This is a genomic window from Sphingomonas sp. Leaf25 (assembly GCF_001421635.1).
Lineage (GTDB): Bacteria > Pseudomonadota > Alphaproteobacteria > Sphingomonadales > Sphingomonadaceae > Sphingomonas.
Genome location: NZ_LMKU01000002.1, coordinates 49,118 through 73,729, shown reverse-complemented (window position 1 = coordinate 73,729; position 24,612 = coordinate 49,118). Strand labels below are relative to the sequence as shown.

The following is a 24,612-nucleotide window of genomic DNA, read 5'->3' as shown; positions in this document are numbered from 1 at the left end:
AAATTGAGCGTGAAGGGAGTAGATTATGGGTTTCGGTAAGATCATCCTCGCCGCCGCTGCCGCTTCGATGGCAGTTGCCCCGGCCGTTGCGGCCCCGGCTAACGTTGCTTCGAGCCTGTCGGTTGCGAAGTCGGTCCGCGCGTCGGGCACGACCGCTGGCAAGAACGAGCTGGCTGGCGGCGGCATCATCGTCGCGCTGCTCGCAGCAGCCGCTGTTGTCGTTGGCATCGTCGTTGTCGCTGACAGCGACGACGATTCGGACAGCAACTAATCGTTTCGGCGAAAGCCGGAGTGGAGAATAGCGGCCTTCGGGCCGCTATTTTTTTGTGCTTCGTAGATCGCGTTGGCTCCTCGACCGACCAGCGCGTAGTTCACCGCAACGGCGCATCCTGCCGTGCGAGCAGTGGTGGGCGATAGGGAATCGGCGCGCCGGCTGGCAAGGCGGCAATCTCCTGCGCGATCAGTTCGGCGCGCCGGGCGGGAGAGGAATGCGTTCTGCTGTAGAAGATGCCGCCCGCAATCCGTGCCCCCGGCCCCTGCCAGAAGCGGACGGCAAGCCCTGGGTCCCAGCCGGCATTACGGAGCAGATACACGCTCAGCCGGTCCGCCTCGTCCTCGGTCGCGCGGAACAGGCGGCCATTGCGTCCGAATTCGCGGAACACGCCCCGGCTTATGCCGGCCGCATCCAGCCGGCGACGATGCCGCAGGATGTTATGCGCCAGTTCGTGCGCGACGACGACCGCCACCTGATCGTCGCTGAACCGGTCGAGAAAGGCACCGGAGATCTGCACCTGTGCTCCATCGGCGCTGGCGTCGAGCGCGGGGCCGGGGCGTAGCTCGAAATAGCTGCGGCAACCCGGCGACGGCGGGACGACGACCGCCCGGTCGCGCCCCGCCCGGCGCAGCGTCAGCCGCAACGGCCGGTCGACTGGCTGGGCGTCGAGCAGCGCGACGAACGAGTCCCGCGTGCGCACATGCCCTGCCCCGTCGGCTGGCGGAATCGGTCGATCGTTCACGCGGACGATCGATTCGTCGGGACGGATGCCGGCACGTGCCGCCGCGCTGCCCGGCACCACGCCCTCGATCGCGACGGCGGTATCGAAGCCGAATACCGCGCGGGCATCACCCTGTTCGTCGGCGGAATATTGGTCGATCGCATGCACGACCAGCCCGATCGCCGGCACCCGATCGTCGCACAGGACGGCGTTGCCCGTCGCCAGACGATGGCCGATCGCCGCCAGGCGGACGTCGCCGCGCCGCAACTGCTCCAGCGTGGCCCGGTCGGTCGCCGCGATCGCCGAACCGTCAAGCGGCACCAAGGCGAGCATCGCCGCGCAGGCCAGTGACCGGCGCAACCGCGTCACGCGGCAGAGGCGACGTTCAGAAGGCATTCCGGTGAACGACCACGCCGAACGTCTTGAGGATGATGACGAGATCGCGCCAGATCGTCCAGTTATCGAGATATTCAAGGTCGGAGTGGAGGCGGTTGGTCAGATCGCTCTCGACATTGGTCGCGCCGCGATAGCCACGCACCTGCGCCAGACCGGTCAGCCCCGGCTTGACCGCATGACGATGCCAATAGCGTCCGTCGATCTCCCAGAACAGCTTGTCCTCGGCGCGCGAGCCGAGAGCGTGCGGGCGCGGGCCGACGATGCTCATCGTCCCGTCGAGCACGTTCATCAACTGCGGAAGCTCATCGATGCTGGTGCGGCGGATGAACGCGCCGACACGAGTGATGCGGTTGTCGTCGCGCGCCGCCGATCGTGCGCCGGCCGAGTCGCTCTGTTCGACGCGCATGCTGCGGAACTTGCGGATACGGAACTGGCGATTGGCGCGGCCGATGCGGGTCTGGACGAAGAACACCGGCCCACGCGATTCAAGCTTCACCGCCGCCGCGACTAGCAGGAACACCGGCAACAGCAGCAACAGCGTGCCGCCGGCGAAGAGGATGTCGAACAATCGCTTGAGCAGTCGCCCCTGCGGGCTCATCGGGCCATGCGCGACGACCAGCGTCGGGCTGCCGCCGAACCGGCCGAGGCCACGCGGACCGAACGGCTGAAGCTCGTCCATGACGATCTCCGCCTGGACGTTCGCGCCTTGCAGCAGATGAACCCATTTCTCGCGATTGGCGACGCTGCAGGCGACGATCACCCGATCGACCTGTTCGAGCGCACGGGCGAGGCGATCGTACATCTCCGGGTCCTGCCCGGCGGCATCGAACGCCGAGGTCGCCAGCACCATCGAAACGCTCCGCCCGACCGGCATATGCCCCTCGTCGCAGATCATGACGATGTTGTAGGGATTTCCACCGAGGATATGCGCGACACGGCGCAGGAACACATAGCGCGCCGTGGCCAGCGTCAGGACGCCGATCGCCACGCCGAGCGCGAAGACCAGTCGGGAGAAATCCTCGCTCGCCTTCAGGATGAACGCCAGGAACAGGACCGCCGCCGCCGCGAACAGGAACGCCCGTATCGCCCGCCCGATGACGGTGCCGACCCGGTCCATGACGCCGACATTATAGGCCCCGGTGGTAAAGGCGGCGAACAGATAGATTGGCAGGAGCGACGACCCGATGACCGCGACCGATTGGATCTTGTTCTCATAGGCCCAGCCGATCCCGGCGAAGCTGCAAAGGATGCACAACAGGTCGAGCAGCACCAGACCGGCGTAAAGGCGGACCCGCAACAGCCGGCGCGACGGTTGCCAGCGACTGCGCCCCCCCGAACCGGGACGGCCTGCCACCTTATCCAACGGTATGCCCCCGGGAATAACGTTCATCGCCCCTTTTCCGCCAAGTCGGATCTCCGATCGGCTGCCCGACAGTACATAGCCGGATTTGCTGCATCCGCTCAATACGGCGTGATCGTTCGGGCGGATACAACACATCGTCAATCAAGCCAACCGCCCCGACCGACCGTCGTCGATGTTTGACTTGATCCAAGCCAACAAAACGATCGGCGATCATGACGCCGCAACAATATCGGCCATCGCCTGCCGACCGTTATTACAACAAAACGGCGCCGGGATTGCTCCCGACGCCGTTGTTCAAGAACCGGTCGATGCGCTCAGCGTCCAGCCGGCGGCAGCGCCCCCGGAGGCGGCGTGCCGGCACCCCCGCCCTGCTGCATCATCTGCTGCATCTGCAACTGCTGGAGCACGGTTTCGGGGATGAAGTCGACCATCTCGACGTCGAACACCAGCACCTTGCTCGCCATCTCCTGCATCTGTGGCGACATCGGCGGCGCGCCGGCCGGACGCGGGGCACCATAGCCCAGTTCGGGCTTGAGCCAGAAGCGGTAGCGCGATCCCTTGGGCATCAGCTTGAGCGCCTCGCCGAAGCCCGGCACGACGCCCTTGAGCGACATCGGCGTCGGACGCTGGCTCTGATCGAAGACCGTGTCGTCGGTGAACTTTCCGACATAATTGACGAGCGTGACGTCGGCGTCGGTCGGCGTCGGACCACTGCCCTTGGTCAGCACTTCATATTGAAGGCCGCTGGCCGTCGTCACCACACCGGCGCGCGAAGCGTTCGAGGCGAGGAACGAATCGGAGCCGCTGCGCGTGCCGGCCCACGCCAGTCCAACGGCACATAGCAGCGCCAGCGCGATACCGACCCATAGCCAGACGATATAGCCACGCTTCACGGGATGGAGCGGAACGGCAGTAACCGACATCAAAACCCCTAACCGGCGGATCAAACCGACCGCCTCATCACCTGAATTCAAGAACGACGCGAACCGGAACGTCCACGCCGCGACACCTTACCGGGCGCTGTCGCGCTCCACGCGCTTGCGGTCAAGCTTGCGGGCGCGGCTCACGGCGGCGGCATGCTGGCGCGCGCGCTTTTCCGAAGGCTTTTCGTAATGACGGCGCAGCTTCATCTCGCGATACACGCCCTCGCGCTGGAGCTTCTTTTTCAGCGCGCGCAAGGCCTGATCGACATTGTTATCGCGGACGATGATCTGCATGAGGCCGCCAGACTCCGAATTTCTCATAGCAACAGTACGAGGCTCGCCAAAGCATAGCCCGGCGTTATCGGCGTTCCTCTATCGATAGCGGCACGGATCGGCAAGCGCGACGGCCCGCCGGTCAGAACAGCATCTCGTCCTCGTCGGACTTGCGCGCGAGAATGCGGCCGATCGCATCGAACAGTGCGTCCATCGCCACCGGTTTGAACAACACTTCATCGGCACCGGCATTGATACACCGTTCGGACAGATCGACCGCCGCATCGGCGGTAACGACGATGATCGGAAGATCGCGCTTGGCATCGTCGCGCCCACGGATGCTGCGGATCACCTCGAAACCGTCCATGCCGGGCATGCGCAGGTCGAGCAGTATCAGATCGAACGATTCGCGGTCGATCCGGTCGAAGCCGGCCTCCGCGCCATCGGCCTCCACCATGGTCGCCCCGGCAACGTCGAGCATGTCGCGAACCACCCGGCGGTTCATCGCATCATCCTCTATGTAAAGGATGTTCATGACGCTTGCCGCAAGGCAGCCGGAACGGGGGCAACAATGTCGGACATATGCAATGTCGCTATCGCCCTCCCTTGCGCCGGACACAAGAGCCCGTCGCGAGGGGCCGTGTCCACCGACCCCAATACCGTCGAAATTAGTTTCGTTCCAGAAACGGGTTTGCGCAGCACGGTGAAAAATAGTTCGTCCTCGCCGATCGACTGATCGGGTGCCGCCAGCACGATCGCGGTCATACCCGCCGCCTGCGCCGCCGTCGCGATGGCACGCAGATCCTCTACCGGCGTGGCCGAGATCGTCGCGAGTCCGGGCAGATCGATCAGCACGCACCGATGCGAACCGGTGCCGAATGCGGCGATCAGGTCCCCGACGCCATCGGCAAACCGGATACCGGCGACCCGTCCGCCCAACAGCCCGCGAATCTTGCCCCGCGCGATCGGATTGGGCTCGATCACGATCAGTTCCTCGCCCTCGGCTACCTCGGTCGCGCCTGCCGGCGCGGCGACCTCGACGATCGGCAGGTCGAGCGTGAAGGTCGATCCCCTGCCGACGGCGCTGTCGAGCAGGATGTCGCCGCCCAGCGCCTGCGCGAGATTGCGGCAGATGGTCAGGCCAAGGCCGGTGCCGCCATATCGCCGGGTGGTACTGGTATCGGCCTGGCGGAACGATTCGAAGATGTCCTGCTGCCGATCCTCGGGCACGCCGATACCGGTATCGGCAACGGCGATCCGCAATCGCCCGTCCAGCGCCGAGGCGCGCAGCGCGATGCCACCGTCGGCGGTGAATTTGAGCGCGTTGGACAACAGGTTATAGACGATCTGCCGCAGCCGTCCCGGATCGCTTTCAATCCACGGCGGCAGGTCGGCGATGTCGAGCGCGAACGTCAGCCCGCGTTCCTCCGCCTGCGCGTGCCACAGTCGCGCGACGTCACGCAGCACGGCGGCGGGATCGGTCGGTTCGATCGCCACGGCCAGCTTGCCGGTCGTCATCTTGGCGACATCGAGAATATCGTCGACCAGCGCCCGCATCGCCAGCCCCGCCCCCTGCACCACGCTCAGCCGGTCGCGTGCCACCGGTGGCAGCGATCCATCGGCCAGCATCACCTGCGTCATGCCGAGGATGCCGTTCAGCGGGGTGCGGATCTCATGGCTGGTCGTCGCGAGGAATTCGGTCTTGGCGGCCAGCGCGCGGCCCAGCGCATCGTTGCTGTGTTCGAGTTCGGTGTTGGCGGCGCGCACCTCGTCGCGGCTGCGACGCAGGGTAAAGACGCCGAAGCCGAGCAGCGCGATGACCACCGCGACCGCGCCGGCGCCGATCCCGAACAGGATCCGTTCGAACCGGGCGCGCGACCGTTCGAACGCGACATTGCGGCGCAGTTCGGCCTGTTTCAGCCCGGCGATGCGCAGTTCCTGATTCTGGAAATCGAACCGCGCGGACATCAAGGCGGTCTTGGCCGAGGTCGCGACCTGAGTCGCCTGATCGTCGAGCCGGTTGAGCGCTTCGAGATGGGCGAGCGCCTTGGCGGTGTCGCCGGCCGCGGCATAGACGACATAGGCGTTGCGATGATTGTCGCGCTCGGCAAGCGAGGTGCGCTTGAGGTCGACGCCGGCGAAGATGCGATCGATCAGCGCGACCGCGCGTGCCCGATCGCCGCGTTCCATCGCGATCCGCGCCGAGATCGACTGCAACGCGCCGAGCGCCTGCGGCGAATCGCCACGGCGGGCGATGGCGATGCCGCGCGACACCGAGGTCCATGCCGCGGCGAAGTCGCCGATCGCCACCTGCGACCGGGCGAGATTTCCCCAGATGCGCGCGGCGAACATCGAATTGTCGGTGCGGCCGACGAAGGTCTGCGCCCGTTGAAAGTCGCGCAGCGCCTGCCGGTCGCGACCCATTTCCGACAGCACGTTGCCGCGATTGTTGTAGATCGATGCCATCAGCGTCGGATCGCCGCCAATATCCGCCGCCTCTCCCAGATAGCGCAGCGCCGATTCGAAATCGCCGCCCTGCCGATAGAGCGAGGCGATACTGGTCAGCGCCAGCGCCCGGCTGCGCGCATTGCCATGCGCGACATAGATGTGATGCGCGGCCTGATAATCGCCCAGTGCCGAGGCAACGTCGCCCGCGTCGGTGGCGATATCGCCGCGCGTCCGCAGCAGATCGCCTTCGATCGCGGTCCGCTGCCCCCGAACGGTGTCGAGGCCCTGTTCGACCAGCCGGCGCGCCACGTCGTCGCGGCCGAGCCGTGCGTTGCTCTCGGCGCGGAGCCACTGGATCGTCGCCGATTCGGCCGGACTGCGTCTCGCGAGACGTTCGAGCGCGATGCTTTCGCGCAACGCCGTTTCCGGGTCGCTGACTGCCTTCGCGCGCAATTCCGCGACCCTCCGGTCGAACTGTGGATTGGCGACAGCCGGCAGCGGCGCGGCCGAGGCGACGACCGCGAGGATAAGGAATGCCGGCAGGGCCAGGGCGGGGCGGCGCATGACGGGGTTTTCGCAGGTGAAAGTTAAGGCGGTGTAACCATCACCGGCCGATCCAGCCTGCTTCGGATCGCCGGAACGACAGCCGCGGGCTGGCAACGGTTTCGATATGCGCCCGATCGACGAGGAACCGCCGCAGTGCGTCGAGTTCGATCGGGCGGCTGATGAGATAGCCCTGCACCATGTCGCACCCCATCACGCTCAGCAACGCCATGACGGCTGGCGTCTCGACCCCCTCGGCGGTGACTTCCATGTCGAGCGCATGGGCAAGGTCGATGGTCGAGCGGACGATCAGCGGATCGCGGTTGCTGCTGGTCAGTTCGGTGACGAATGACTTGTCGATTTTCAATTCGCCTGCCGGCAGGCGCTTGAGATAGGACAGCGACGACAGTCCTGCGCCGTAATCGTCGATCGCCAGCCGGACGCCGATCGTCGCCAGCCGTTTGAGGTTCGCAATCGCGGTTTCGGGATCGCGGATGACGGCGGTTTCGGTGATCTCGATCCCGATCTGCGCCCCGCTGTCGCGGATCAGGTCGCATGCCTCGGCAACGAACACCTCGTCGGACAGCAACACGCCCGAGATGTTGACGAACAGCGGAAAATCATGGCCCTCGGCCGCAAGCGCGCGCTGATCCACCGCCGCCTGGCGCAAGGTCCAGAGCGTCAGACCGGCGATCTCCAGACAACGCTCGGCCATTTCGATGAAGCTGCCCGGCAGGATCAGCCCGCGCGTCGGATGCCGCCAGCGGACCAGCGCTTCGGCGCTGGCGACGCACTGGCGACGGACGTGCAATTTGGGCTGATAGTGCAGGAATATTTCGCCATTGGCGATCGCGGCAGGCAGATCGCGCATCAGGTCCATCGGATCGATCGCAAATCGCGGATCGCCCAGATCGTCGAGGCGATCACCCCCGCGCAGCCGCGCATCGTGCAGGGCGCGTTCGGCGGCTTCGATCAGATCGATGTCGGCGATGTCGGCTTTCGGCCCGCCGGCCCCGCCGATCGCCGTACGGACGATATGACATTCACCATCGAAGCTGACCGGATGGACCAACGCCTGGTGCAGACGATCGAGCAGCATGCGGCCGCCGGCAAAGTCCTCGACATCGAAGGTGATCTCGATCGTCGAGCTGCCGATGACCGCGACGGTCGCATCGGCGACCGATCGTTCGAGATGATCGGCGATGCAGGCCATCAATCGCTCGCCCTGCGCCAATCCCGCCCGGCGACGAACGACCGGGAAGTTCACGATGAAGACGAGCAGAACGAATCGGTATCCGGTGCGGGATAGCGGCACGACATCCGCCCCGGCCGGAGTCGGCAGGCACTGCCAAGCCACCGATGCACCGGTCGGCGGCTCGGGCGCGGCTCGGGTGGCCGACAAAGGGACATTCGACGACGGCATCCTGCATCGGGATTAGCCCGGAATGGACGAACTAACGGTTAACGCCGCACGACCGTTCGCCCCGCATGATTCCGGTTTGTGTGCTGGTTAATTCGGTGTTAACCATGCGAATGCGCTTCGGCGCAACTGGGAGAAAGAAAATGCAGGCGTTTTTCGCTCTGTTCCGTGACACTTACGGCGACGATCTTCGTCCCTTGTAAGCGGAACCGTCGTCTGGGCCGCAACGGCCTGGCCCGCGCGGCCCAGACGATTTTTGCTCCTGTTATTTGGGCGTCGGCAGCGCAGGCGTGCTGCCCGTGACGCAGGGATAGCGCTGCTTGAGCGCCACCACGACCACCGACGAGGCCTCGCCCGAACGATAGGCGGGATTGCGCGCGAGATATTCGAGGAACACGCGGCGCAGATCACCCTGCGGCGGGCGAAGCGGCACGCAGAATTCCTTGAGATTCAGCCATGACTCATACGCCTTCACCGTGTCGTACACGCCGGTGACATAGGCGAAGCAATAGGATGCCGTGGCCGGCGCGTTCGATTGGCAGCGCGTTTCGAGGTCGCCGGCGCGCAGGAAGCCGATCGGCGAGTCGTCGCCGATCTGGGCGGTTGCGGCGAGTAGCAGGGCGGACAGCAGCATCGGCGGAAACCTCGAACGATCGTCAGTGGACCATCGGGTACATCGCCTGCCGAAGCCGGGATAGGGCTGAACCGCAGTTGCGGAGGAACAGGCGGCGCGGTAGCGCCCTGTCCGTGGATTCTCCTGCGCCCGATTCCCGCCCGGCCGACGAGCCCTCGCTCGACTGGTTGCTTGCGCCGCGACCGCGCCGACGGCCGCATACCGGACGGATCGTCCTGCTGTTGCTGCTGGCGGTCGGTGCCGCGCTCGCGACATGGTGGTGGTGGCCGGAGTCGCGGGGCGTTGCGCCGGCCGGCCAGACCGGCCTTGCCCGGCGGACCGCACAGTTGCTGCGCGCCCCGTTCGCCCCCGAAGCACTCCGCCCGCTGGATCCGCGACAGGCGCAGCAGTGGAATGCCGCCATTCCCGCCGCCGATCCCGCGACGCCCGCCGCCACCGGTTTCGCGGGGACGACGGCGGCCGCGCTCGATCTCACCCGTTCGGTCGACTGCCTGACCGACGCGATCTATTACGAAGCAGGCAACGAACCGACCGAGGGGCAGCGCGCGGTGGCGCAGGTAGTGCTGAACCGCGTTCGTCACCCGGCCTATCCCGACAGCGTCTGCGGCGTCGTCTACCAAGGCGCGGCGCGGCGATCGGGGTGCCAGTTCAGCTTCGTGTGCGACGGATCGCTCGCCCGGCCGCGCAGCCCCTCCGGCTGGGCGCGGGCGCGGCTGGTCGCGGAAACGGCGCTGGGCGGCTATGTCTATGGTCCGGTCGGCTGGGCGACGCATTACCATGCCGATTACGTCGTCCCCTATTGGGCGGCGTCACTGACCAAGGTCACGACGATCGGCGCGCATATCTTCTATCGCTGGCCCGGGGTGCAGGGGACACGGGCGGCATTCACCGATCGCTATGCCGGGCACGAACCCGCGGTGGGCGGCGTGCCGGCCGCCGAACCGAGCGCGACGCCGACCGCCACGGCCGACGGACCGCCCAAGGCCGTGACCGAGGCCGAGCGTCCGGTGATCTTCAGCAATGCCGCCGCCCCCGAAACGCCGACGCCGACCGCCACCCCGTCGCCCGCCACCGAACGCTGGGTGATTGGGCGACCTTGAGACGGTTTTCGACTCTTCAGCGTTCGATGCGCATCGGCGGCACCTCGATCGGGCGATCGGTCGGGTAGCGCCAGCGGGTTTCGCCGTCGGGACCATCGCCGGCGGGATCGAAACCCAGTTTGGCATAATGATCGCGGACCAGCGCATTGCGCGGGGTCGGGCGATAGACGCCGACCAGCCAGTCGATCCCCGCCGAGCGCGCCTGCCGACACAGTTCGGCCAGCACCGCGCGTTCGACGCCACGACCGAGCACCCGGCAGCTCATCAGCCAGCTATCGATTTCCCACGCATCGGGCGCGGCGGCGCGGACGATCACGACCGCGATCATCCCGGTGTCGCCGAACATGTCGCGCAACCGCACCTGCAACGTCACCGCCGCGTCCTGTTCGAACGCGGCGATGGCGTTGGCGTCGTAGCGGCGGGTCGTCAGGTTGAACTGGTTGGACTTGGCGACCAGTTGCACGATGCGGTCGCGCCCGACCGCGTCGAACGCCGCGAAACCGACCACCATGTCGAGCGAGGCGAGATAGGCGTCGAGCCCGTCCGACCCCGCCGCCAGCGCCGCGCGATCGACATTCGCCCGGTAAGATGCGGCACGACCACGATCCTCGTCGGAAAAACCGGTCGCCTCGAAATAGCCTGCCGCCGCGATCGTGCGGACATAGAGCGCAGGATCGGCGGGCAGCTCGGGCACCGCCACGTCGGGCAACAGCCGGCGCACCAGCGCGCGTTCGACCGGATTGTCGTCGGCCAGCACGAACGATCCGAGCCCCAGCGACAGCGTGTCGGCGATGGCGCGGATGTTGGCGGCCTTGTCGGTCCAGTTCGCCTGGAACACCGCGATATGCTCCTCGCGCAGCAGCATGTCGGGGTGCGAGCGGAAGGCGGACCGGGCGATCGCATCGTCGTTCTTGGACGATACCGCCAGCACCACGCCGCGTTCGTGCAGTTGCAGGGCGTAGCGCTGCATCGCGAGGAACGCCTCGCCGGTGGCGTCGCCCTGCCCCAGCCGGATACCGGCCAGCCCGTCGTCGCCGATCACCCCGCCCCACAGCGTATTGTCGAGATCGAGGACGAGGCAGCGCCGTGCCCGCCCCCGGATCGTGCCGAGCAGTCGCGCGACATGATCGGCGTAGATCGGCAGGCAGCGGGTGGCGAACGGCAGCTTCGCCAGATGCCATTCGTTCGGCGCATGCCATTCCGCCAGCCCGACGGTGGCGGCCAGCGCCGCCACGTCGAGCAACTGGTCGCCGCTGCCCGCCAGCCGTTCGATCAGCCCGACGTTGATGTCGTCGATCGTCCGCGTCAGGCTGGTCGCGACGCGCCGGTCGTAGCTGCCGAACAGCGTTTCGGGTGGGGGTGCGATCGTCTGGACGATGCTCGGCGCGCCGCCATGGGCGAGCAGCGCGGCGCGGATCGCATCGATTTGGGCGAGCGCGGCGGCGGCCGCGCGCTCGCGTGCCGCCAGCGTCGGGGCGATCGGCAGGTCGCGGTGGTCGAGCGCGATCAGCACCGCGTCGCACCGTGCCCGGTTCAGCGCCGAGCCGGGATCGAGCGCGTCCTGCATCGCCTGGCCATAATCGGCGCGGACGATCTCCAGCGCGAAGCCGTGCCGGGCGGCGGTGGCGACGAGCGCCGGTGCGATCAGGTCGAGCGTACCGGTGCCGACGATGCCGAGCCGGAACGGCAGCAGCGGATCGAGCGGGGTGCCGCCGACCCGCAGCGAATCGATCGTCCGCCCCAGCCGGTCGAGCTGGTTGGGCGACAGCGCATGGCTGGCGAGCGTGGCGATGTCCGCGCCCGGTGCCGCACCACCCCGGATCGTGGCGATCCGCGCCCGCAGGTCAGCGGGCGGCGGCAACAGCCAGGCGAGGTCGAGGTACAATGCAGCCGTCATGGGGTCCGGTCAGGTAAAGTGCAGCGCGGCGGCGGTCGCGTTGAGCGCGAAGCCGAGCGCGACGCTCTTGATGAGTTCGCGCGCCGTCACCGGCAGATTGGCGTTGATGATCGCCGCCGTGACCGAGGTGATGCCGGCGAACAACAGCACCGACCACCAGCGCGGGAACACCGGATCGACGCGGTAGGGCCATTCCGCGATCAACGGCAACAACACCATCAGGAAATGGCCGAAGCAGGAGGCGATCCAGTGGACCACCATGCGCGGCACCGTCTCGCCCAACTGGGTATGCGGATTACCGGTCATCATCGCCCAGATCGTCGCCGGTGTGCTGCATGTCCTCGATCAACGCTTCGACCAGATATTCGTAATAGATCGCCGATTCGGGACCGACGTCGATCCCGGTCGCCACGCCGCGCACGGCGAGCTTGGTCCGGGCGGCGCGAATCTGCCATTCGGCCATTTCGCGCCATGTCGCGGCGTCACGCGCGGCGATCGCCTGTTGCGCCAGCGCGATCAGCATCACCAGTGCGCCGACGACCGCGATGGCGGCGGCACCATAATAGCTGCCTTCATAGGCGGCACGCCGCAACAGGCCATAGATGACGGTCACGACCACCGTGACCAGCGCGAGCAGGCACACCAGATCGATCGCGCGATTGAAACGCTGCGACCATAGACCTGTCGGTTCCTTGCCCAGCGCCCCGCCCCTCCTGCTGATTATGGGAAGACGCTTCCCTCCCATCCAATCCTAGAGCAGCACTGCAATACTGCCAAGTATCGCTTAGTCGCGCAGGATCTTGTGGATGGCGGGCCAGAGCACCGGAGCCAGTCTCTGTACGAACGGGACCGATAAATGGCTGTTGTCGTGATAGACGACGACGCCGTCGATCAGCACCGGACAGGTCGTGGTGGTGCAGAGACGATCGGTAAGGTCGAGGTAGCGGACCCCGGCGACCGGCGGCGCACCGTCGAGCGGGCTGGGGGTCGAGAGATGCGACGCCCGGTCGAGCGCGCAGCGGGCGAAATCGGTCCGGTGGCGATCGATACACACGGGCACGCGGTAGGTTTCGGCGCGGGGATTGTCGCGGATCGCCAGCATCGGAATGCCGGCCGTACGCCATTTCCGCCATGCCGCGACGAAACCGGGCGGCAGTTCGTCGCCATGATTGCCGGGGCCGGGCCGGGTCGCGGTGGTGATGACGAGCGCGGGGCGCAGCGCGCGGACACGGGCGACCGCCGCCGTCGCCCACGCCCGGCAATTTGCCGCCGACGATCCGGTTCGGGCGAAGCCGTTATACTCACCGTCGATCGGGCAGGCGCTTTTGGTGATCGACAGCAGGCGCAGGCCGTGGCGCTCTGCGATATGGCGCAGCGCCGGATAGAATTGGGTCGAATGCGATCCGCCGACCAGCGCGATCACCGGCGCGTCTGGCTTTCGCGAACCGACCGCGCAGACGACGACCTGGGCCGATGGTTCCTTGACGTCGCAGCCGTTGCCATAGGGTTCGGGCAGCAGATTGCCGATCGCGACCAGTTGCGCGTCGATCCCCGGCGGCAGGCGGCGATCGGCCCGCGCCGGATCGGGAAGCGGACCATAACGACGCGGCATCGCCAGATACCGCGCCTCGACACCGGCGAAATGACGCTGCCAGCCATAGGCATAGCCGAGGTTCGGCAGGGTCAGCGCACCGGCGGCGGCGAGCAGCAGGACCGGGCGAAGCGCCGGACGCCGGCGAGTGATCCAGCGGGCGTCTCCCATGCGGCGCATCGGGTCCTCGACAATCCGCTTGAGCGCCATCGCCAGCAGGATCGACAGCAGGATCACCACCCCGCCCTGCACGATGGTCAGTCGCGTCGTGCCGAGCACTTCCTGGGCATAGGTCAGGATCGGCCAGTGGCACAGATAGACGGTAAAGGAGATGGCGGCGGCACGTTGCAGGAGCGGCCGCGACAGCAGCGCCGCCGCACTCCCGCGCAACCCCGCATCGCCGCCCGCCAGCAGCAGCAGCGCCGCCCCGCCGACCGGCAGGAGCGCGGCGACCCCCGGAAACGGCGCACCCGCCGGGATAACCCATGCCGTCGAGACGATCGCGACGAGGCCGGTCCAGCCCATGACACGGGCAAGGGCCTCACCCGGCCGCCAGCGTTCGACCGCGACCGCCAGTATCGCGCCGGCCGCGAACTGCCAGAACCGCGCCGCCGGGTTGAAGTAATGCGGTGCGGGGTTGCGCGCCAATATCCAGACGGCGAAGGCGAACGATGCCAGCCCGAGCACCCCAAAACAGGCGAGATGGACGCGACGGTCATAGCCCCCGCTCCGCCCGATCCGCGCGCAGGCAAGGATCAGCAACGGCAGGATCGCGAAGAACTGCATCTGCGTGGAGAGCGCCCAGAATTGCTGGAACGGGCTCGCCGGGGTGTCGCGCGCCAGATAGTCGGTGGATTCGCGCAACAGTTGCAGGTTTTCGAGCTGGATCACCGCCATCGTGCCGTTGAGCGCGAACGGTTTCCACAGGGTGATCGGCAACAGGAAACTGCCCGCGACGAACGTCAGGAACGCGACCGCCATCGCCGCGGGCAGGATGCGCAGCGCGACCCGCGCCCAGAAACCGGGCGGGTCGACCGTACCGCGCTCCGCCCGACCGATCAGCGAACCCGTCATGAAGAAGGCGGAGACGACGAAGAACACATCGACCCCGCCGGTCACGCGGTCGAGCCAGATATGGCCGATGACGACCAGCGCCATGCCGATCGCGCGCAATCCCTGAACGTCGGTGCGATACCGGGCAGGGACCGCCCGGTCGCCGCTCGTCATGCCTGTGGCCTCACCGGCCGACGGCGGCGCATTGCACGCTCGCCAGCGGGGCGAGCGGCGCCGGGCGGCAAGGCGCGGGTTCGCCCCACATATAGCCCGACCCCTTGTAGCCGATATAGACCCGCCCGAACACGTCGGGATCAGCACCGATCGCCGTCACCTGATCGAGACTGCCGACCGGAAAATCGACCAACCGCTGCCAGCTCGCGGCATTGTCGACCGAACGCCAGATACCGTAGGCTCCGCTGACCCGGCCAGATATGAAGATCGTCGGATAGGACGCCCCGGTCGCGGCCTTGCCAAACGCGACATCGTCGACGCGGGTGACGTTTGGCACCAATGCCCAGCTTGCCCCGCCATCGATGCTGCGGCGAAGCGCGGTGTCGCCGCCCCCGGCATAACCGTTGGTAAAGAACAGGTGGCCGGCATGGCCCGGCACCGAGCGCAGCTTGGCGGCGGCGTTCCCGAACGGCGCGATCTCGCCCTGATATACCTGCTGCCATTCCGCCCCGGCGTCGCGGCTGCGCCAGAGGCCGGTCAGCCCCTGATTGGGCGCTTCGCCGCTGTGGTAGAGATAGAAGGTCCCCGACGTCGTCTTGTCGGCGGCCAGCGTCTTGCGCTGATACCATTGATGTTCGAACGATCCGGGATTGTCGCCCTCGGCACCGGGCAGGCGGACCGCCTGCCAGCTACTGCCGCGGTCCGTGGTGTAGAATGGCATCCGGTTGAACGCGGGTGCCCACACGATATTGTCGGGATCGCCCGACGATACCGCGATCGTGCCGAACGACATGCGCCATGGATCATCGTCCTTCGTCCCCGGCGGCGTGGGCAGGCTGGCGAACATCGACCAGCGCTGACCGCCGTCGCGGCTGTAGCCGGCCATTACCGCCTTGCCGTCCTGCGAACAGCAGTTCATCCGCGTGTCCGACGCATTGGTGACGACGAACGACGGGTCGGCGGGCGACCAGTCGAGCTGCTGCGCGGCGATCAGCGTGCGCTCGCCCGGCTGGAACGTCGTCGAATAGGCGTTGAGATCGGGCTTGATATGGATGCCGAAGTCCCAGCCGGCGAACAACGGCGCATGGCCCGGCGTCTGGACAATGTCGTTGGCGACGATCTCCTCGATCCCACGCGACTGGCTGACCCAGTCGGCCGAGACGCTGTCGGGCGTCACGTCGGCATGGAACACGCCCATGCCGCCCGCGACCCACAGCCGATTGGGCACGACCGGATCGAAGCGGACGTCGGCGGTCGGGAAATAGGCCTGATCGGCCAGTCGCAGCCACGGCGGATCGCCCGGACCGGCGCTGGCGGTGTGCGACAGCGTGCGCCACGTCCGCCCGCCATCGGTCGATTGATGGCCGCCGCCGCCCGAATCGAACACCACGACCTGATCGGCATTGGGATTGGGATTGGCGGCGATTGCGCCATAGCGTTTGGTCGGCAGGCCCGCTTCGCTGGTCAGATTGTGCCATTGCCCGTCGCGCAGTGACCAGAGCGTCTGCGTCTCCTCATCCGCGCCGAAGAACACGCCCTTGCGATCGAACGTGCCGTGCTTGAGGGTGAGCGGCGCGGCCCCGGCGGCGGCGAGCGCACGGAAGCTGGCGCCGCGATCGGCCGAGACGAACATGCCCCGCCCGGCGACCATCGCGAACACGCGCCCGTTTGCGCCGGGTTCGAACCAGAGCATCGTGCCGGGGGCCTGAAGCCCCGGACCGGGCTTGCGATCGGCGCTGACCGGCACCGATCCGACCCGGCTCCAGCTTGCCCCGGCATTGGCCGAACGCCACAGGCCGCTTTGCGGCGTGCCGAGCAGCACCACATCGGGATTCGCCGGATCGACCGCCATGAACGGGCCGTGCAGGCGGAATTCGCTGTTCGCGTCCCATGGCAGCGGGAATGGGCCGCCGGCACCGGTCAGGATGAAATGCGCGCCGCGATCGTCGCTGCGATACACCTTGCCGTCGACCGCCATGTAAATGCGCTGCGACCGCGATGGCGCGACCGCCAGCGCATAGACGCCGGTCGCGATCCCGTCCTGCACGCGGTCGGCAGCGGGCATCGTCGCGGCGGTGACGAGCTGTTGCCAGCGATCCGCCTTTTTATCCCAGATATACGCGCCATAGACGTCGGAGCGGGCGACGAACGTCTCGCCCTTCGGATCGAGCGACAGACCGGTGACGAAGCCACCGCCACCGATCGCGACCGCTTTCCACTGATACGCCTCGTTCGCGACCGGCTTGCCTGCCTGCGACAGCGCGGGCGGGGCCGGCGCGGCGTCGGCGGGGCGGGTCAGCCACCACCATGCACCGGCGGCGAGCGCCACGAGCAGCAGAACGCCCAGCACCACCCATGGCCAGCGCTTGCGCTTGCGCTTGACGAACTGGTCGTAGCGGATCGCACTTCGGTCCCGTCGCTGCATCGCATCCCCCGACCCGGCGGGCCTGCGGCGCGGGGTCGTCCGTTCGTCAGTCATGAGTCTTGAGCGCCAGATGATAGAGGGCAATCGGACTGGTCACAAGATAACGCCGCCCCAGCCGCCACGGATCGCGCGCGGCGCGGTAGATCCATTCGAGCCCGACCGCCTGCATCCATGCCGGCGCGCGCGATACGCCGCCGCCGTAATGGTCGAACAGCCCGCCACAGGTGCGGACCCATGCGACGCCGGGCAGCCGGTCGCGCATCTCGACCGCGATCCGTTCCTGCAACGGGCTGCCCATGGCGAGCCACAGCACGTCGGTTCGCGCCGCGACGATCCGCTCGCAGATCGCGTCCAGCCGGTCGGGCGGGAAATAGCCCGATCGCGTGCCGACGATCTGGAGCGCCGGAAAGCGGCTGCGCAGATGCTCCGCCGCGCGCGCCGCGACCCCCGGCCGCGCACCGAGGAAATAAAAGCGGATGCCCTGTTCGGCCGCCGCCTGCGCCGCATCGAGCAGGAAATCGGTCGTCGCGGTCCGCTCGGTCAACGGATGGCGGCACCGCAGCCGGCTGGCGAACACCAGCGGCATGCCGTCGGCATCGATGATGTCGGCGGCATCGAGCGATCGACGGAACGCCGGGTCGAGGTGATAGGACGCCACGACGCTGCCGTTGGCCGAGGTGACGATACGCGGCCGGTCGAGCGTTCCGGCGCGGGCGGCCGCGACATCGGCACTCATCCGCGCGGCGAGTTCGGGCCGGGTCAGCCGGGCGATCGGCAGGCCGCCGATCGTCAGCGTATCCGGCCTGCCGGAACCCGAAGCCGCCTCAGCCATCGTTGCCGCCCCCGCCCGCTGCCCGTTCGTCCCGCTTTGTCATGCCCCTTGTCCGGCGGCAAGGGCGTGGCCGGGGACGAGCAGCGCTTCATAGGCATCGATCATCGCCCGGTTCGATGCGGCATGACCGAGCGTACTGGCTTTGGCGGCAAGATCGGCACGCAGCGCCGGATCGTCCAGCACCCGGGTGATCGCGGCGGCGAGCGCCGTGGGATCGTCCAGCGAAACGATCAGGCCACAGCGCGTGCCGGCGGCATCGGTAATCCCCTCCACCTGTACTGGAATGTCCGACACGATCAGCGGCAGGCCGAAGCGGGCGGCTTCGATCAGCGCGAGGCTATGGCCTTCGAACAGGCTGACCTGCACGAACAGGTCGGCGGCGGCGGCATGGACCAGCGCTTCGCCGCGCGTCACTTGCCCTGTGAAATGGACGCGGTCGGCGACCCCCTCGCGGTCGGCCAGCGCGCGCAGCATCGCTTCGTCCTCACCGCCGCCGACGATGGTCAGCGTCGCCTGTCCGACCAGCGCCATGGCACGAAGGAGCAGCGGATAATTCTTCTGCGCGGTCAGTCGGCCGAGCGCGACGATATGTCGTCCGTTGCCCCCGGTGCGCGGTGCGGCGTCGATCGCACGTTCAACGCCGTCGGGCAGCGCGTTATGGATCGTCCTTCGTTTGGCGCGGTGCCACGCGGGTTTGCCATCGAGCGTCGCGCCGACCGCGTCGGACACGCTGACGACGGTCGCGACGCAGGGCAGGCAGCCGGTCCAGTCGTCGAGGCGGTTGAGGCCGGGATTGTCGGTGTCGGCCGGCGAGTGATGCGACGGATAGACCCGCGTCGATAGCCGCGCCAGCGTCACCGCGATCGGCATCAGGGCGTTAGCGAGCGGCATCGCCGTCACTACCGCCGCCGGACGCCGCTGCCGCAGCCAGCCGACCAGCGCGAAAAGCAACCGGGGCAGATCGCGGCCGCCCGCTGGTCGCCATGGCACGACATGCTCCCATGGCCGGGTCCCGTCATCGGGCGCTTCGAGGCATGATTCGGCGGGATAGAGCGCGAAGCAGCCGACATCGTGGCCCCGCGCCGCCAGCCCTTGGCTGACATCGTTCCACAATTCGCGCAGACCACCGGCCGCCGAATGGGTCGTCGCGAACCAGATCCCGCCGGTCATCGTGCCGCCCCCGCCAGCAACGGCGCGACCGCCGCCGCCACCCGCACCGATGCCTGTTCCGCGCCGCGACGATTGAGGTGCGCCGCGCTCTGGTACAGCGTCGGATCGCGCGACAGGTCGCGGAAGGCGAATACCGGGCCGATCGCGCGATAGGCGCGGTCCTCGCCGGGCGACTGGACCGGGCCATAAAGCGGCAGCTTGAGGAACGCGACGCGGACGCCCTTTGCGCGTGCATCGGCGGCGATCGTCGCGACATAGTGGCGGTCGACCGCCAGCCGCCGGTCGTCAGGCAGCCAGCGGGTCCAGCGCAGCCCCGCCACCTGCCGCGCGACCGCCGCGCGGCTCATCGCCGCCAACTCAGGCGCGGGGCGGTGGAGATCGCCGTTGATCGATTCGCCACCCGGCACGCGGTAGCCGAGTGTGCGGTCGAGCCCCGCCCCGGCATAGGCGGCGGAATCGAACCGGCGGGTGATGCCGAACGCCGCCGGCCAGACCTGCTGCGCAACGTTGGTCAGGTTGCGGTACGGCAGCGCCAGCAGGTTCGGCAGATAGCTGCCGTTCACCACCGCCGGCGCGGCCAGCAGGTCGCGGGCGCTGGCGGTTTCGCGGAACATCGGGTGCGAATTGACGATGTCGCCGTCATCGGTCAGCAGGATCAGGCGTACTTCGGGATGATGATCGAGGAGCAGCCGCACCGTTGCGGCGGTAAAGTCGCGGCCGGGCATCACCAGCGACAGATTGGCGACCGGCACCGAGCGGCCAAGACGGCGGGACAGGCCGGCCGAAAGAATGGTGGGACTGATCCCCGATTCCAACCGCGACGATCCGATCACCGCGACCTCGATCGGCGTGCGGTCGAAGACGATGCGTTCGTAGATCCAACGCGAATGGAACATCTGCGTGCCCGATGCCGCCTGCCACGCAAGGTAGCGATCGAACGGCAGCGCCAGCGTCGCGCCCAGCACGATGGCGAGCGTCGCGGCCATCACCGCCGACATACGCAACACCCGGCGCGGGGCGATCGGTTCAGGGGCGGTGTCGATGGTCATCGCGGGATTAATAGCCGAAATACACGAAGCTGCCCGATCCGCGTGCGATCATCGCCAGCGCGGCGAACAGCATGACGGCGGTAACGATCGCCCAGCCGGCGGTCGGCGCCCACGTCAACCGGATCGCCGGCAACGACACCCCGCGCCAGCCGCGCCAATCGAGCACGGGTTCGAACCGGTCGAGCCATTGCATCGAATTGGGCAACATCCAGCAAATCGCGAGCGCCAGCGCGATAAGCGCGGCGAACGTGCTCCACCCGGCGGCGGGGAGCAGCGGCAGGTTGGCCGCGCCCGGTCCGGCGCCGATCATCGACTGCCACAGATGCAGCGCGGTCGTCATGTCGACGGCGCGGAACGGCACCAGCGCGACGAGCACCGCCAACAGCGTCAACTGGTTGCCGAGCAGGCCGTGCCACCACCGCGCCACCCGCCCCTTGCGACGCTTGCGCCGGGCGAAGCGCCAGCTTTCCGCCACGACCATGTAGCTGGCGTGGAGCAGGCCGAACACGATGAACGTCCAGTTCCCGCCGTGCCACGCCCCGATCACGAACATTGAACAGAAGGTCGGCAGCAATACGCCCCACGCCTGCATCGCCTGGCGCCCCATGCGGCGGGTCGCGGCGAAACGGGTGAGCGGCAGCGCCAGCGGCTGGAAGATATAGTCGCCGACGAACCGGCCCAGACTCATGTGCCACCGCCGCCACCAGTCGATGATACTGGTCACGCGCAGTGGCGAATGGAAATTGGCGGGCAGCCGCACCCCCATCATCCGCGCGGCACCGATCGCCATGTCGCTATAGCCCGAAAAGTCGAAGTAGAGCTGCATCAAATAGCCGAGCGTCATGCCCCATGCCACAGCAGCCCCCGTCGTCTCGCCGCTCGCCGCACCGGCGAACAGCGGATCGACCCACAAGGCCAGCGTGTCGGCGATCACGACCTTCTTGAACAGCCCGATCGACAGCAGGACAAGCCCGACGAGCAGATCGGCGGGAACCCGCGCCCGATCGGCGGGTGCTTCCAGTTGCGGCGCGAACTCGCGGAAATAGGTGATCGGGCCGGAGACGATCGTCGGGAAGAACAGGATCGAGGCGGCATAGGACAGCGGCTTTGCCGGCCCGGTACGCTCGCGCGCGGTATCGACGAGGAACGCGACCTGCTGAAAGGTGAAGAAGGAAATACCGAGCGGCAGGGCAATCATGACGAGAAAGGCGTTGCCGCCGACGATCGCCGGCAGATTGCTGCCCAGGAACCCGCCATATTTGACGCCAACCAGCAAGGCGACATTGGCGACCACTCCGAACGTCAGCCAGCGATACCGCGTGACGCCGGTATTGCGCACGATCGCCCGCGACAACAGCCAGTTGCCGATGACCGATCCGAGCAGGACCGGCAGCGCCCAAGCCGCCGCCAGCGTGTAGAAGGCGAGCGTCGCGGCGATCAGCACCGGCGCGCGCGCGCGCACCCCGAATGCCGCGACCGCCAGCCAGTGACAGAACACCACCAGCGGCAGGAACAGCAGCAGATAGCCGTAGGAGTTGAACGCCACGCCGCCCCCGCCGCGTGCGATCAGGCGGTGGTCAGCAGATCGACCAGATCGCCGACCCGCGCCATCGACTGCCACTGGGCGATCGTCAGCCGCGTGCCGAACGCCTGCTCCACCGCGACCATGAAGCGGATGTTGCTGAGGCTGTCCCATCCGGCCACGTCGCGCGCGGTCAGATCGTCGCGATAGACGAGGTCGTCATCGTCGAACGTGTCGATCAATACGTCGGTCAGTCGCTCGATTACCTGGTCGCGGGTCATGCCGTCTCCCCTTGTCGCAAATCGCCCGCCGGTCAAGGAAGCGCGTCGGGCGCGATCGTCCGCGCCGGAATCGCCTGATCGGGCGGCAGGCGACGACGCACGATGCCTTGCAGCAACCCGATGGCGATGACGTTCCACGTCGCCAGCGAATAGAGCCCGTGGCGCACCCCGCCGCGCCGCCACGACAGGAACAGCGCCGGCAGCAGCAGCACGATTCCGGTGGCGACGAATTTGCCGGACAACAGCAGCGCCACCAACACCAGCCACCAAACCACGACGACGGCGGCATGGCGCAGATTGCTGAAGCCGAGCAGCACTGCCCGCCGGTGCGGACCCACCAGCGCCGCGCGCAGCACCTCGCCCGCCCCGCCGGCATAGCCGCTGCGGATCCGTCGCCACAGCAGGCGATAGCCGCCGGTCGCATGGCCGTGATGGTCGACCGCATGCACGCCAAGCCGGGCGAGCTTCCACGCTGCGGCGCGCAGCCGCGCACCCAGTTCATATTCCTCGAAGGCGTGCAGGTTGCGGTCGGCGAACCAGCCGACGCTGCGCACCGCCGCACTCCGGTACAGCCCGCCGCAGTCGAGCCGGTCGACGTCGCCGCTGATCGCGCTGCCCTTTTCACGGTCGTTGCGCTGGCGAATCTGGAATTCGATGCTGGTGGTCTCGGCCTCACGGACGATGCCGCCCACGGCGGCATGGCCGGGATTGGCTTCGAGAAACGCGATACCGGCGGTCACGAACGCGGGGTCGAGCACCATGTCACCGTCGAGCAGGTAGAAATACCGCCCCCGCGCCGCCTGAAAGGCCAGTTGCGCGCCGGTCCCGCACGACCGCTGCGCCGGATCGGCAAGCTGCACGATCCGCACACCCGGATAGCGCCGGGCGATGGCGATCGTCGCGTCGGTCGATCCGCTATCGGCAAGCACGACCTCGCCACCGACCAGTGCCACCGCCGCCAGCGCGCTTTCGAGCGAGGCGGCGATGTGGCGTTCCTCGTTCAGCGCCTTGATGCCGATGGTCAGCGGCGCGGTATCGGCCTCCCGGTCCTCGATCGCGACCGGCGAATGCGGACCTTCCAGCGGCGGCATCAGGCGAGCTTCGCCCCGCCCCGCCGACGCCGGCGCATCGTGCGCAACACGTCGTCGCCCACATCGCGCTTGGTTCGGCGCTGATCGACGTCGGGCGTCGCATATTGCGCGAACGCGACCGCGAACATCATCAGCACCCCGACCAGCGCATCGCGCTCGAAGATGCTGCTCTCGGTGACGTTGTGCCCCAGACAGAACAGCAGCAACGCGGTCAGCAGCGCCCCGCGCGCCGGGGTGATCCGAGTGCTCGACAACAGCCGCCACACCGGCCAGACGATCACCGCGAACACGATCATGCACAATCCGGGCAGGCCGATCGTCACGAGCAGATCGAGATAGCCGTTGTGCCCGACCGACACGAGCGTCGGAAACCCGACGGCATAGCGATACACCGGGCTGTTGCCGCCGATGTTCCAGAACGATCCGAATCCGGCACCCGTGACCAGATTGTCCCCGGCATAGCGGGCCAGCACCGCCCAGATCTGCCCCCGCCCGGTAAAGGCCCGCGGTTCGAGATAGTTGAGTTCCAGCACGTCGCGATAGGCGCTCGTCATCACCCAGATCGTGGCACCGACGATCATGGTGATCGGGACGAGATAGTTGCGCAGCCGACGGGTCAGCGTCTGGAACATCCATCCGGTCAGGATCGCCATGGCGACCATGCCCGCCGACGTCTTCGACTGGGTCCTGAACAGAAAATAACCGGCGGCGACGATCACGACGACGCGCAATACCGGAGGAATCTTCTTGGCGTCGAACAGAAACAACAGGATCAGGATCGCCGACGCTGCACCGGCGAAATTCTTGTGCGCCATGATGCCGCGCCAGTTGCCGACCAGCGCGGTCGACATCCCGGCATCCTTCTGAAAGTGGACGCCGACCAGCGGATCGGTGAACACGACGAAGTAATTGACCAGCAGCGCAACGACGAGCGCGCCGCGCAGAATATCCATCATCGCGCGGTCGCCACCGAACTTCACGAGGACGAACACCGTCCAGATCGCGATCGTGGTCAGCAACAGACGACGGAACCCGATGTCGGGATCAATCGCCCAGAAAAGGCTGAGACAGCACCACCCCAGCGTGATGAGGATCGGCCAGGGAATGGCGATGATGCCGAGCCCCTGTTCGAACGGCCGGACCGCCCACAGCGCCATGCCCAGAATGATGAAGTAGCTGGTCTGTCGATAGATACTGCCGGCACCGGTCAGTCGCACGTCGTTCAGCGTCATGAGCGGCGCCAGAACCACCATGACGAGGAAGGCGACTGCCGCGACGCGCAGCATCTGGTCGCGCAGGTCAACATAGCCCCCGGTCACGGTTTCACGCCGTGCCCCGACCTGCAATTGCTCGAACAAGCGGCTGCTCGCGCCCGACGGCTCCATGACGATCTTCACTCCACGTCGACATTGGTTGTTCGGGAAACGTCGGC

General features: G+C 67.4%; 22 protein-coding genes. 2 read left to right on the top strand and 20 right to left on the bottom strand.

Annotated features, from left to right (window positions below; translation table 11 throughout):
• Window positions 1-25 precede the first annotated feature (25 nt).
• Window positions 26-271 (top strand): hypothetical protein, encoded by a 246-nt coding sequence (locus ASE78_RS00910; protein ID WP_056492076.1) that lies wholly within the window; start codon window positions 26-28, stop codon window positions 269-271.
• Window positions 272-371: 100 nt separating this feature from the next.
• Here the strand turns inward: ASE78_RS00910 and ASE78_RS00905 are convergent, their stop codons facing one another.
• The 8 genes from ASE78_RS00905 to ASE78_RS19305 all read right to left on the bottom strand — a co-directional run bounded on the left by ASE78_RS00905 (window position 372) and on the right by ASE78_RS19305 (window position 8,995).
• Entirely contained in the window at window positions 372-1,364 is a 993-nt protein-coding gene (locus ASE78_RS00905) for a M48 family metallopeptidase (RefSeq protein ID WP_156351232.1), read from the bottom strand.
• 16 nt (window positions 1,365-1,380) lie between these two features.
• Window positions 1,381-2,688: an exopolysaccharide biosynthesis polyprenyl glycosylphosphotransferase gene (locus tag ASE78_RS00900; protein WP_162236444.1), complete on the bottom strand. Its 1,308-nt coding sequence runs from the start codon at window positions 2,686-2,688 to the stop codon at window positions 1,381-1,383.
• A 380-nt stretch (window positions 2,689-3,068) separates the two neighbouring features.
• Window positions 3,069-3,677, bottom strand: coding sequence for an FKBP-type peptidyl-prolyl cis-trans isomerase (locus ASE78_RS00895; protein ID WP_056492071.1), 609 nt, complete (start codon window positions 3,675-3,677; stop codon window positions 3,069-3,071).
• A gap of 87 nt (window positions 3,678-3,764) precedes the next feature.
• On the bottom strand, window positions 3,765-3,971 hold the full coding sequence (gene rpsU, locus ASE78_RS00890) for a 30S ribosomal protein S21 (protein WP_055758614.1): 207 nt from the start codon (window positions 3,969-3,971) through the stop codon (window positions 3,765-3,767).
• Between the two features lie 121 nt (window positions 3,972-4,092).
• Entirely contained in the window at window positions 4,093-4,485 is a 393-nt protein-coding gene (locus ASE78_RS00885) for a response regulator (RefSeq protein ID WP_055758611.1), read from the bottom strand.
• Entirely contained in the window at window positions 4,482-6,962 is a 2,481-nt protein-coding gene (locus tag ASE78_RS00880; RefSeq protein ID WP_056492068.1) for an ATP-binding protein, read from the bottom strand. The genes ASE78_RS00885 and ASE78_RS00880 overlap by 4 nt, the downstream gene beginning before the upstream one ends.
• A gap of 40 nt (window positions 6,963-7,002) precedes the next feature.
• On the bottom strand, window positions 7,003-8,256 hold the full coding sequence (locus ASE78_RS00875; RefSeq protein ID WP_235514830.1) for an EAL domain-containing protein: 1,254 nt from the start codon (window positions 8,254-8,256) through the stop codon (window positions 7,003-7,005).
• Between the two features lie 370 nt (window positions 8,257-8,626).
• Window positions 8,627-8,995 carry a Rap1a/Tai family immunity protein gene (locus tag ASE78_RS19305; RefSeq protein ID WP_056492065.1) on the bottom strand — a complete coding sequence of 123 codons (369 nt, stop codon included), beginning with the start codon at window positions 8,993-8,995 and terminating at the stop codon, window positions 8,627-8,629.
• A gap of 113 nt (window positions 8,996-9,108) precedes the next feature.
• Between ASE78_RS19305 and ASE78_RS00865 the strand changes: the two genes are divergently transcribed.
• A complete protein-coding gene (locus ASE78_RS00865; protein ID WP_235514829.1) occupies window positions 9,109-10,095 on the top strand; it encodes a cell wall hydrolase in 987 nt (328 codons plus the stop codon).
• A gap of 16 nt (window positions 10,096-10,111) precedes the next feature.
• On the opposite strand, the gene ASE78_RS00860 is transcribed toward ASE78_RS00865, so the two are convergent.
• The 12 genes from ASE78_RS00860 to ASE78_RS00805 all read right to left on the bottom strand — a co-directional run bounded on the left by ASE78_RS00860 (window position 10,112) and on the right by ASE78_RS00805 (window position 24,577).
• A complete protein-coding gene (locus ASE78_RS00860; protein ID WP_056492059.1) occupies window positions 10,112-11,992 on the bottom strand; it encodes an HAD-IIIC family phosphatase in 1,881 nt (626 codons plus the stop codon).
• A 9-nt stretch (window positions 11,993-12,001) separates the two neighbouring features.
• Window positions 12,002-12,301 (bottom strand): hypothetical protein, encoded by a 300-nt coding sequence (locus tag ASE78_RS00855; protein ID WP_055758597.1) that lies wholly within the window; start codon window positions 12,299-12,301, stop codon window positions 12,002-12,004.
• Window positions 12,288-12,635, bottom strand: coding sequence for a hypothetical protein (locus ASE78_RS00850; RefSeq protein ID WP_056492053.1), 348 nt, complete (start codon window positions 12,633-12,635; stop codon window positions 12,288-12,290). The genes ASE78_RS00855 and ASE78_RS00850 overlap by 14 nt, the downstream gene beginning before the upstream one ends.
• A gap of 141 nt (window positions 12,636-12,776) precedes the next feature.
• On the bottom strand, window positions 12,777-14,810 hold the full coding sequence (locus tag ASE78_RS00845) for an acyltransferase family protein (protein WP_056492051.1): 2,034 nt from the start codon (window positions 14,808-14,810) through the stop codon (window positions 12,777-12,779).
• A 10-nt stretch (window positions 14,811-14,820) separates the two neighbouring features.
• The gene (locus tag ASE78_RS00840; protein ID WP_082466937.1) at window positions 14,821-17,235 is read right to left on the bottom strand and encodes a sialidase family protein; all 2,415 of its coding nucleotides are present in this window, start codon (window positions 17,233-17,235) and stop codon (window positions 14,821-14,823) included.
• A 46-nt stretch (window positions 17,236-17,281) separates the two neighbouring features.
• Window positions 17,282-18,067, bottom strand: a complete 786-nt coding sequence (locus tag ASE78_RS00835) for a WecB/TagA/CpsF family glycosyltransferase (RefSeq protein WP_056492049.1) — start codon at window positions 18,065-18,067, stop codon at window positions 17,282-17,284.
• A 39-nt stretch (window positions 18,068-18,106) separates the two neighbouring features.
• A complete protein-coding gene (locus ASE78_RS00830) occupies window positions 18,107-19,237 on the bottom strand; it encodes a glycosyltransferase (protein ID WP_056492044.1) in 1,131 nt (376 codons plus the stop codon).
• The gene (locus tag ASE78_RS00825; RefSeq protein ID WP_056492040.1) at window positions 19,234-20,286 is read right to left on the bottom strand and encodes a hypothetical protein; all 1,053 of its coding nucleotides are present in this window, start codon (window positions 20,284-20,286) and stop codon (window positions 19,234-19,236) included. The genes ASE78_RS00830 and ASE78_RS00825 overlap by 4 nt, the downstream gene beginning before the upstream one ends.
• A gap of 7 nt (window positions 20,287-20,293) precedes the next feature.
• Window positions 20,294-21,832, bottom strand: coding sequence for an MBOAT family O-acyltransferase (locus ASE78_RS00820; protein ID WP_056492037.1), 1,539 nt, complete (start codon window positions 21,830-21,832; stop codon window positions 20,294-20,296).
• A gap of 20 nt (window positions 21,833-21,852) precedes the next feature.
• Window positions 21,853-22,089: an acyl carrier protein gene (locus ASE78_RS00815; RefSeq protein ID WP_056492034.1), complete on the bottom strand. Its 237-nt coding sequence runs from the start codon at window positions 22,087-22,089 to the stop codon at window positions 21,853-21,855.
• A 32-nt stretch (window positions 22,090-22,121) separates the two neighbouring features.
• On the bottom strand, window positions 22,122-23,180 hold the full coding sequence (locus ASE78_RS00810) for a glycosyltransferase family 2 protein (RefSeq protein WP_082466919.1): 1,059 nt from the start codon (window positions 23,178-23,180) through the stop codon (window positions 22,122-22,124).
• Window positions 23,180-24,577, bottom strand: a complete 1,398-nt coding sequence (locus ASE78_RS00805) for an O-antigen ligase family protein (RefSeq protein WP_056492031.1) — start codon at window positions 24,575-24,577, stop codon at window positions 23,180-23,182. The genes ASE78_RS00810 and ASE78_RS00805 overlap by 1 nt, the downstream gene beginning before the upstream one ends.
• Window positions 24,578-24,612: the final 35 nt, after the last annotated feature.

Excerpts from the sequence above, each read along its gene's own strand:
- ASE78_RS00910 (WP_056492076.1), top strand. The coding sequence starts at position 26 with ATGGGTTTCGGTAAGATCATCCTCGCCGCCGCTGCCGCTTCGATGGCA.
- ASE78_RS00895 (WP_056492071.1), bottom strand. The coding sequence starts at position 3,677 with ATGTCGGTTACTGCCGTTCCGCTCCATCCCGTGAAGCGTGGCTATATC.
- rpsU (WP_055758614.1), bottom strand. The coding sequence starts at position 3,971 with ATGCAGATCATCGTCCGCGATAACAATGTCGATCAGGCCTTGCGCGCG.
- ASE78_RS00885 (WP_055758611.1), bottom strand. The coding sequence starts at position 4,485 with ATGAACATCCTTTACATAGAGGATGATGCGATGAACCGCCGGGTGGTT.
- ASE78_RS00880 (WP_056492068.1), bottom strand. The coding sequence starts at position 6,962 with ATGCGCCGCCCCGCCCTGGCCCTGCCGGCATTCCTTATCCTCGCGGTC.
- ASE78_RS19305 (WP_056492065.1), bottom strand. The coding sequence starts at position 8,995 with ATGCTGCTGTCCGCCCTGCTACTCGCCGCAACCGCCCAGATCGGCGAC.
- ASE78_RS00860 (WP_056492059.1), bottom strand. The coding sequence starts at position 11,992 with ATGACGGCTGCATTGTACCTCGACCTCGCCTGGCTGTTGCCGCCGCCC.
- ASE78_RS00855 (WP_055758597.1), bottom strand. The coding sequence starts at position 12,301 with ATGATGACCGGTAATCCGCATACCCAGTTGGGCGAGACGGTGCCGCGC.
- ASE78_RS00845 (WP_056492051.1), bottom strand. The coding sequence starts at position 14,810 with ATGACGAGCGGCGACCGGGCGGTCCCTGCCCGGTATCGCACCGACGTT.
- ASE78_RS00840 (WP_082466937.1), bottom strand. The coding sequence starts at position 17,235 with ATGCAGCGACGGGACCGAAGTGCGATCCGCTACGACCAGTTCGTCAAG.
- ASE78_RS00835 (WP_056492049.1), bottom strand. The coding sequence starts at position 18,067 with ATGGCTGAGGCGGCTTCGGGTTCCGGCAGGCCGGATACGCTGACGATC.
- ASE78_RS00830 (WP_056492044.1), bottom strand. The coding sequence starts at position 19,237 with ATGACCGGCGGGATCTGGTTCGCGACGACCCATTCGGCGGCCGGTGGT.
- ASE78_RS00825 (WP_056492040.1), bottom strand. The coding sequence starts at position 20,286 with ATGACCATCGACACCGCCCCTGAACCGATCGCCCCGCGCCGGGTGTTG.
- ASE78_RS00815 (WP_056492034.1), bottom strand. The coding sequence starts at position 22,089 with ATGACCCGCGACCAGGTAATCGAGCGACTGACCGACGTATTGATCGAC.
- ASE78_RS00810 (WP_082466919.1), bottom strand. The coding sequence starts at position 23,180 with ATGCCGCCGCTGGAAGGTCCGCATTCGCCGGTCGCGATCGAGGACCGG.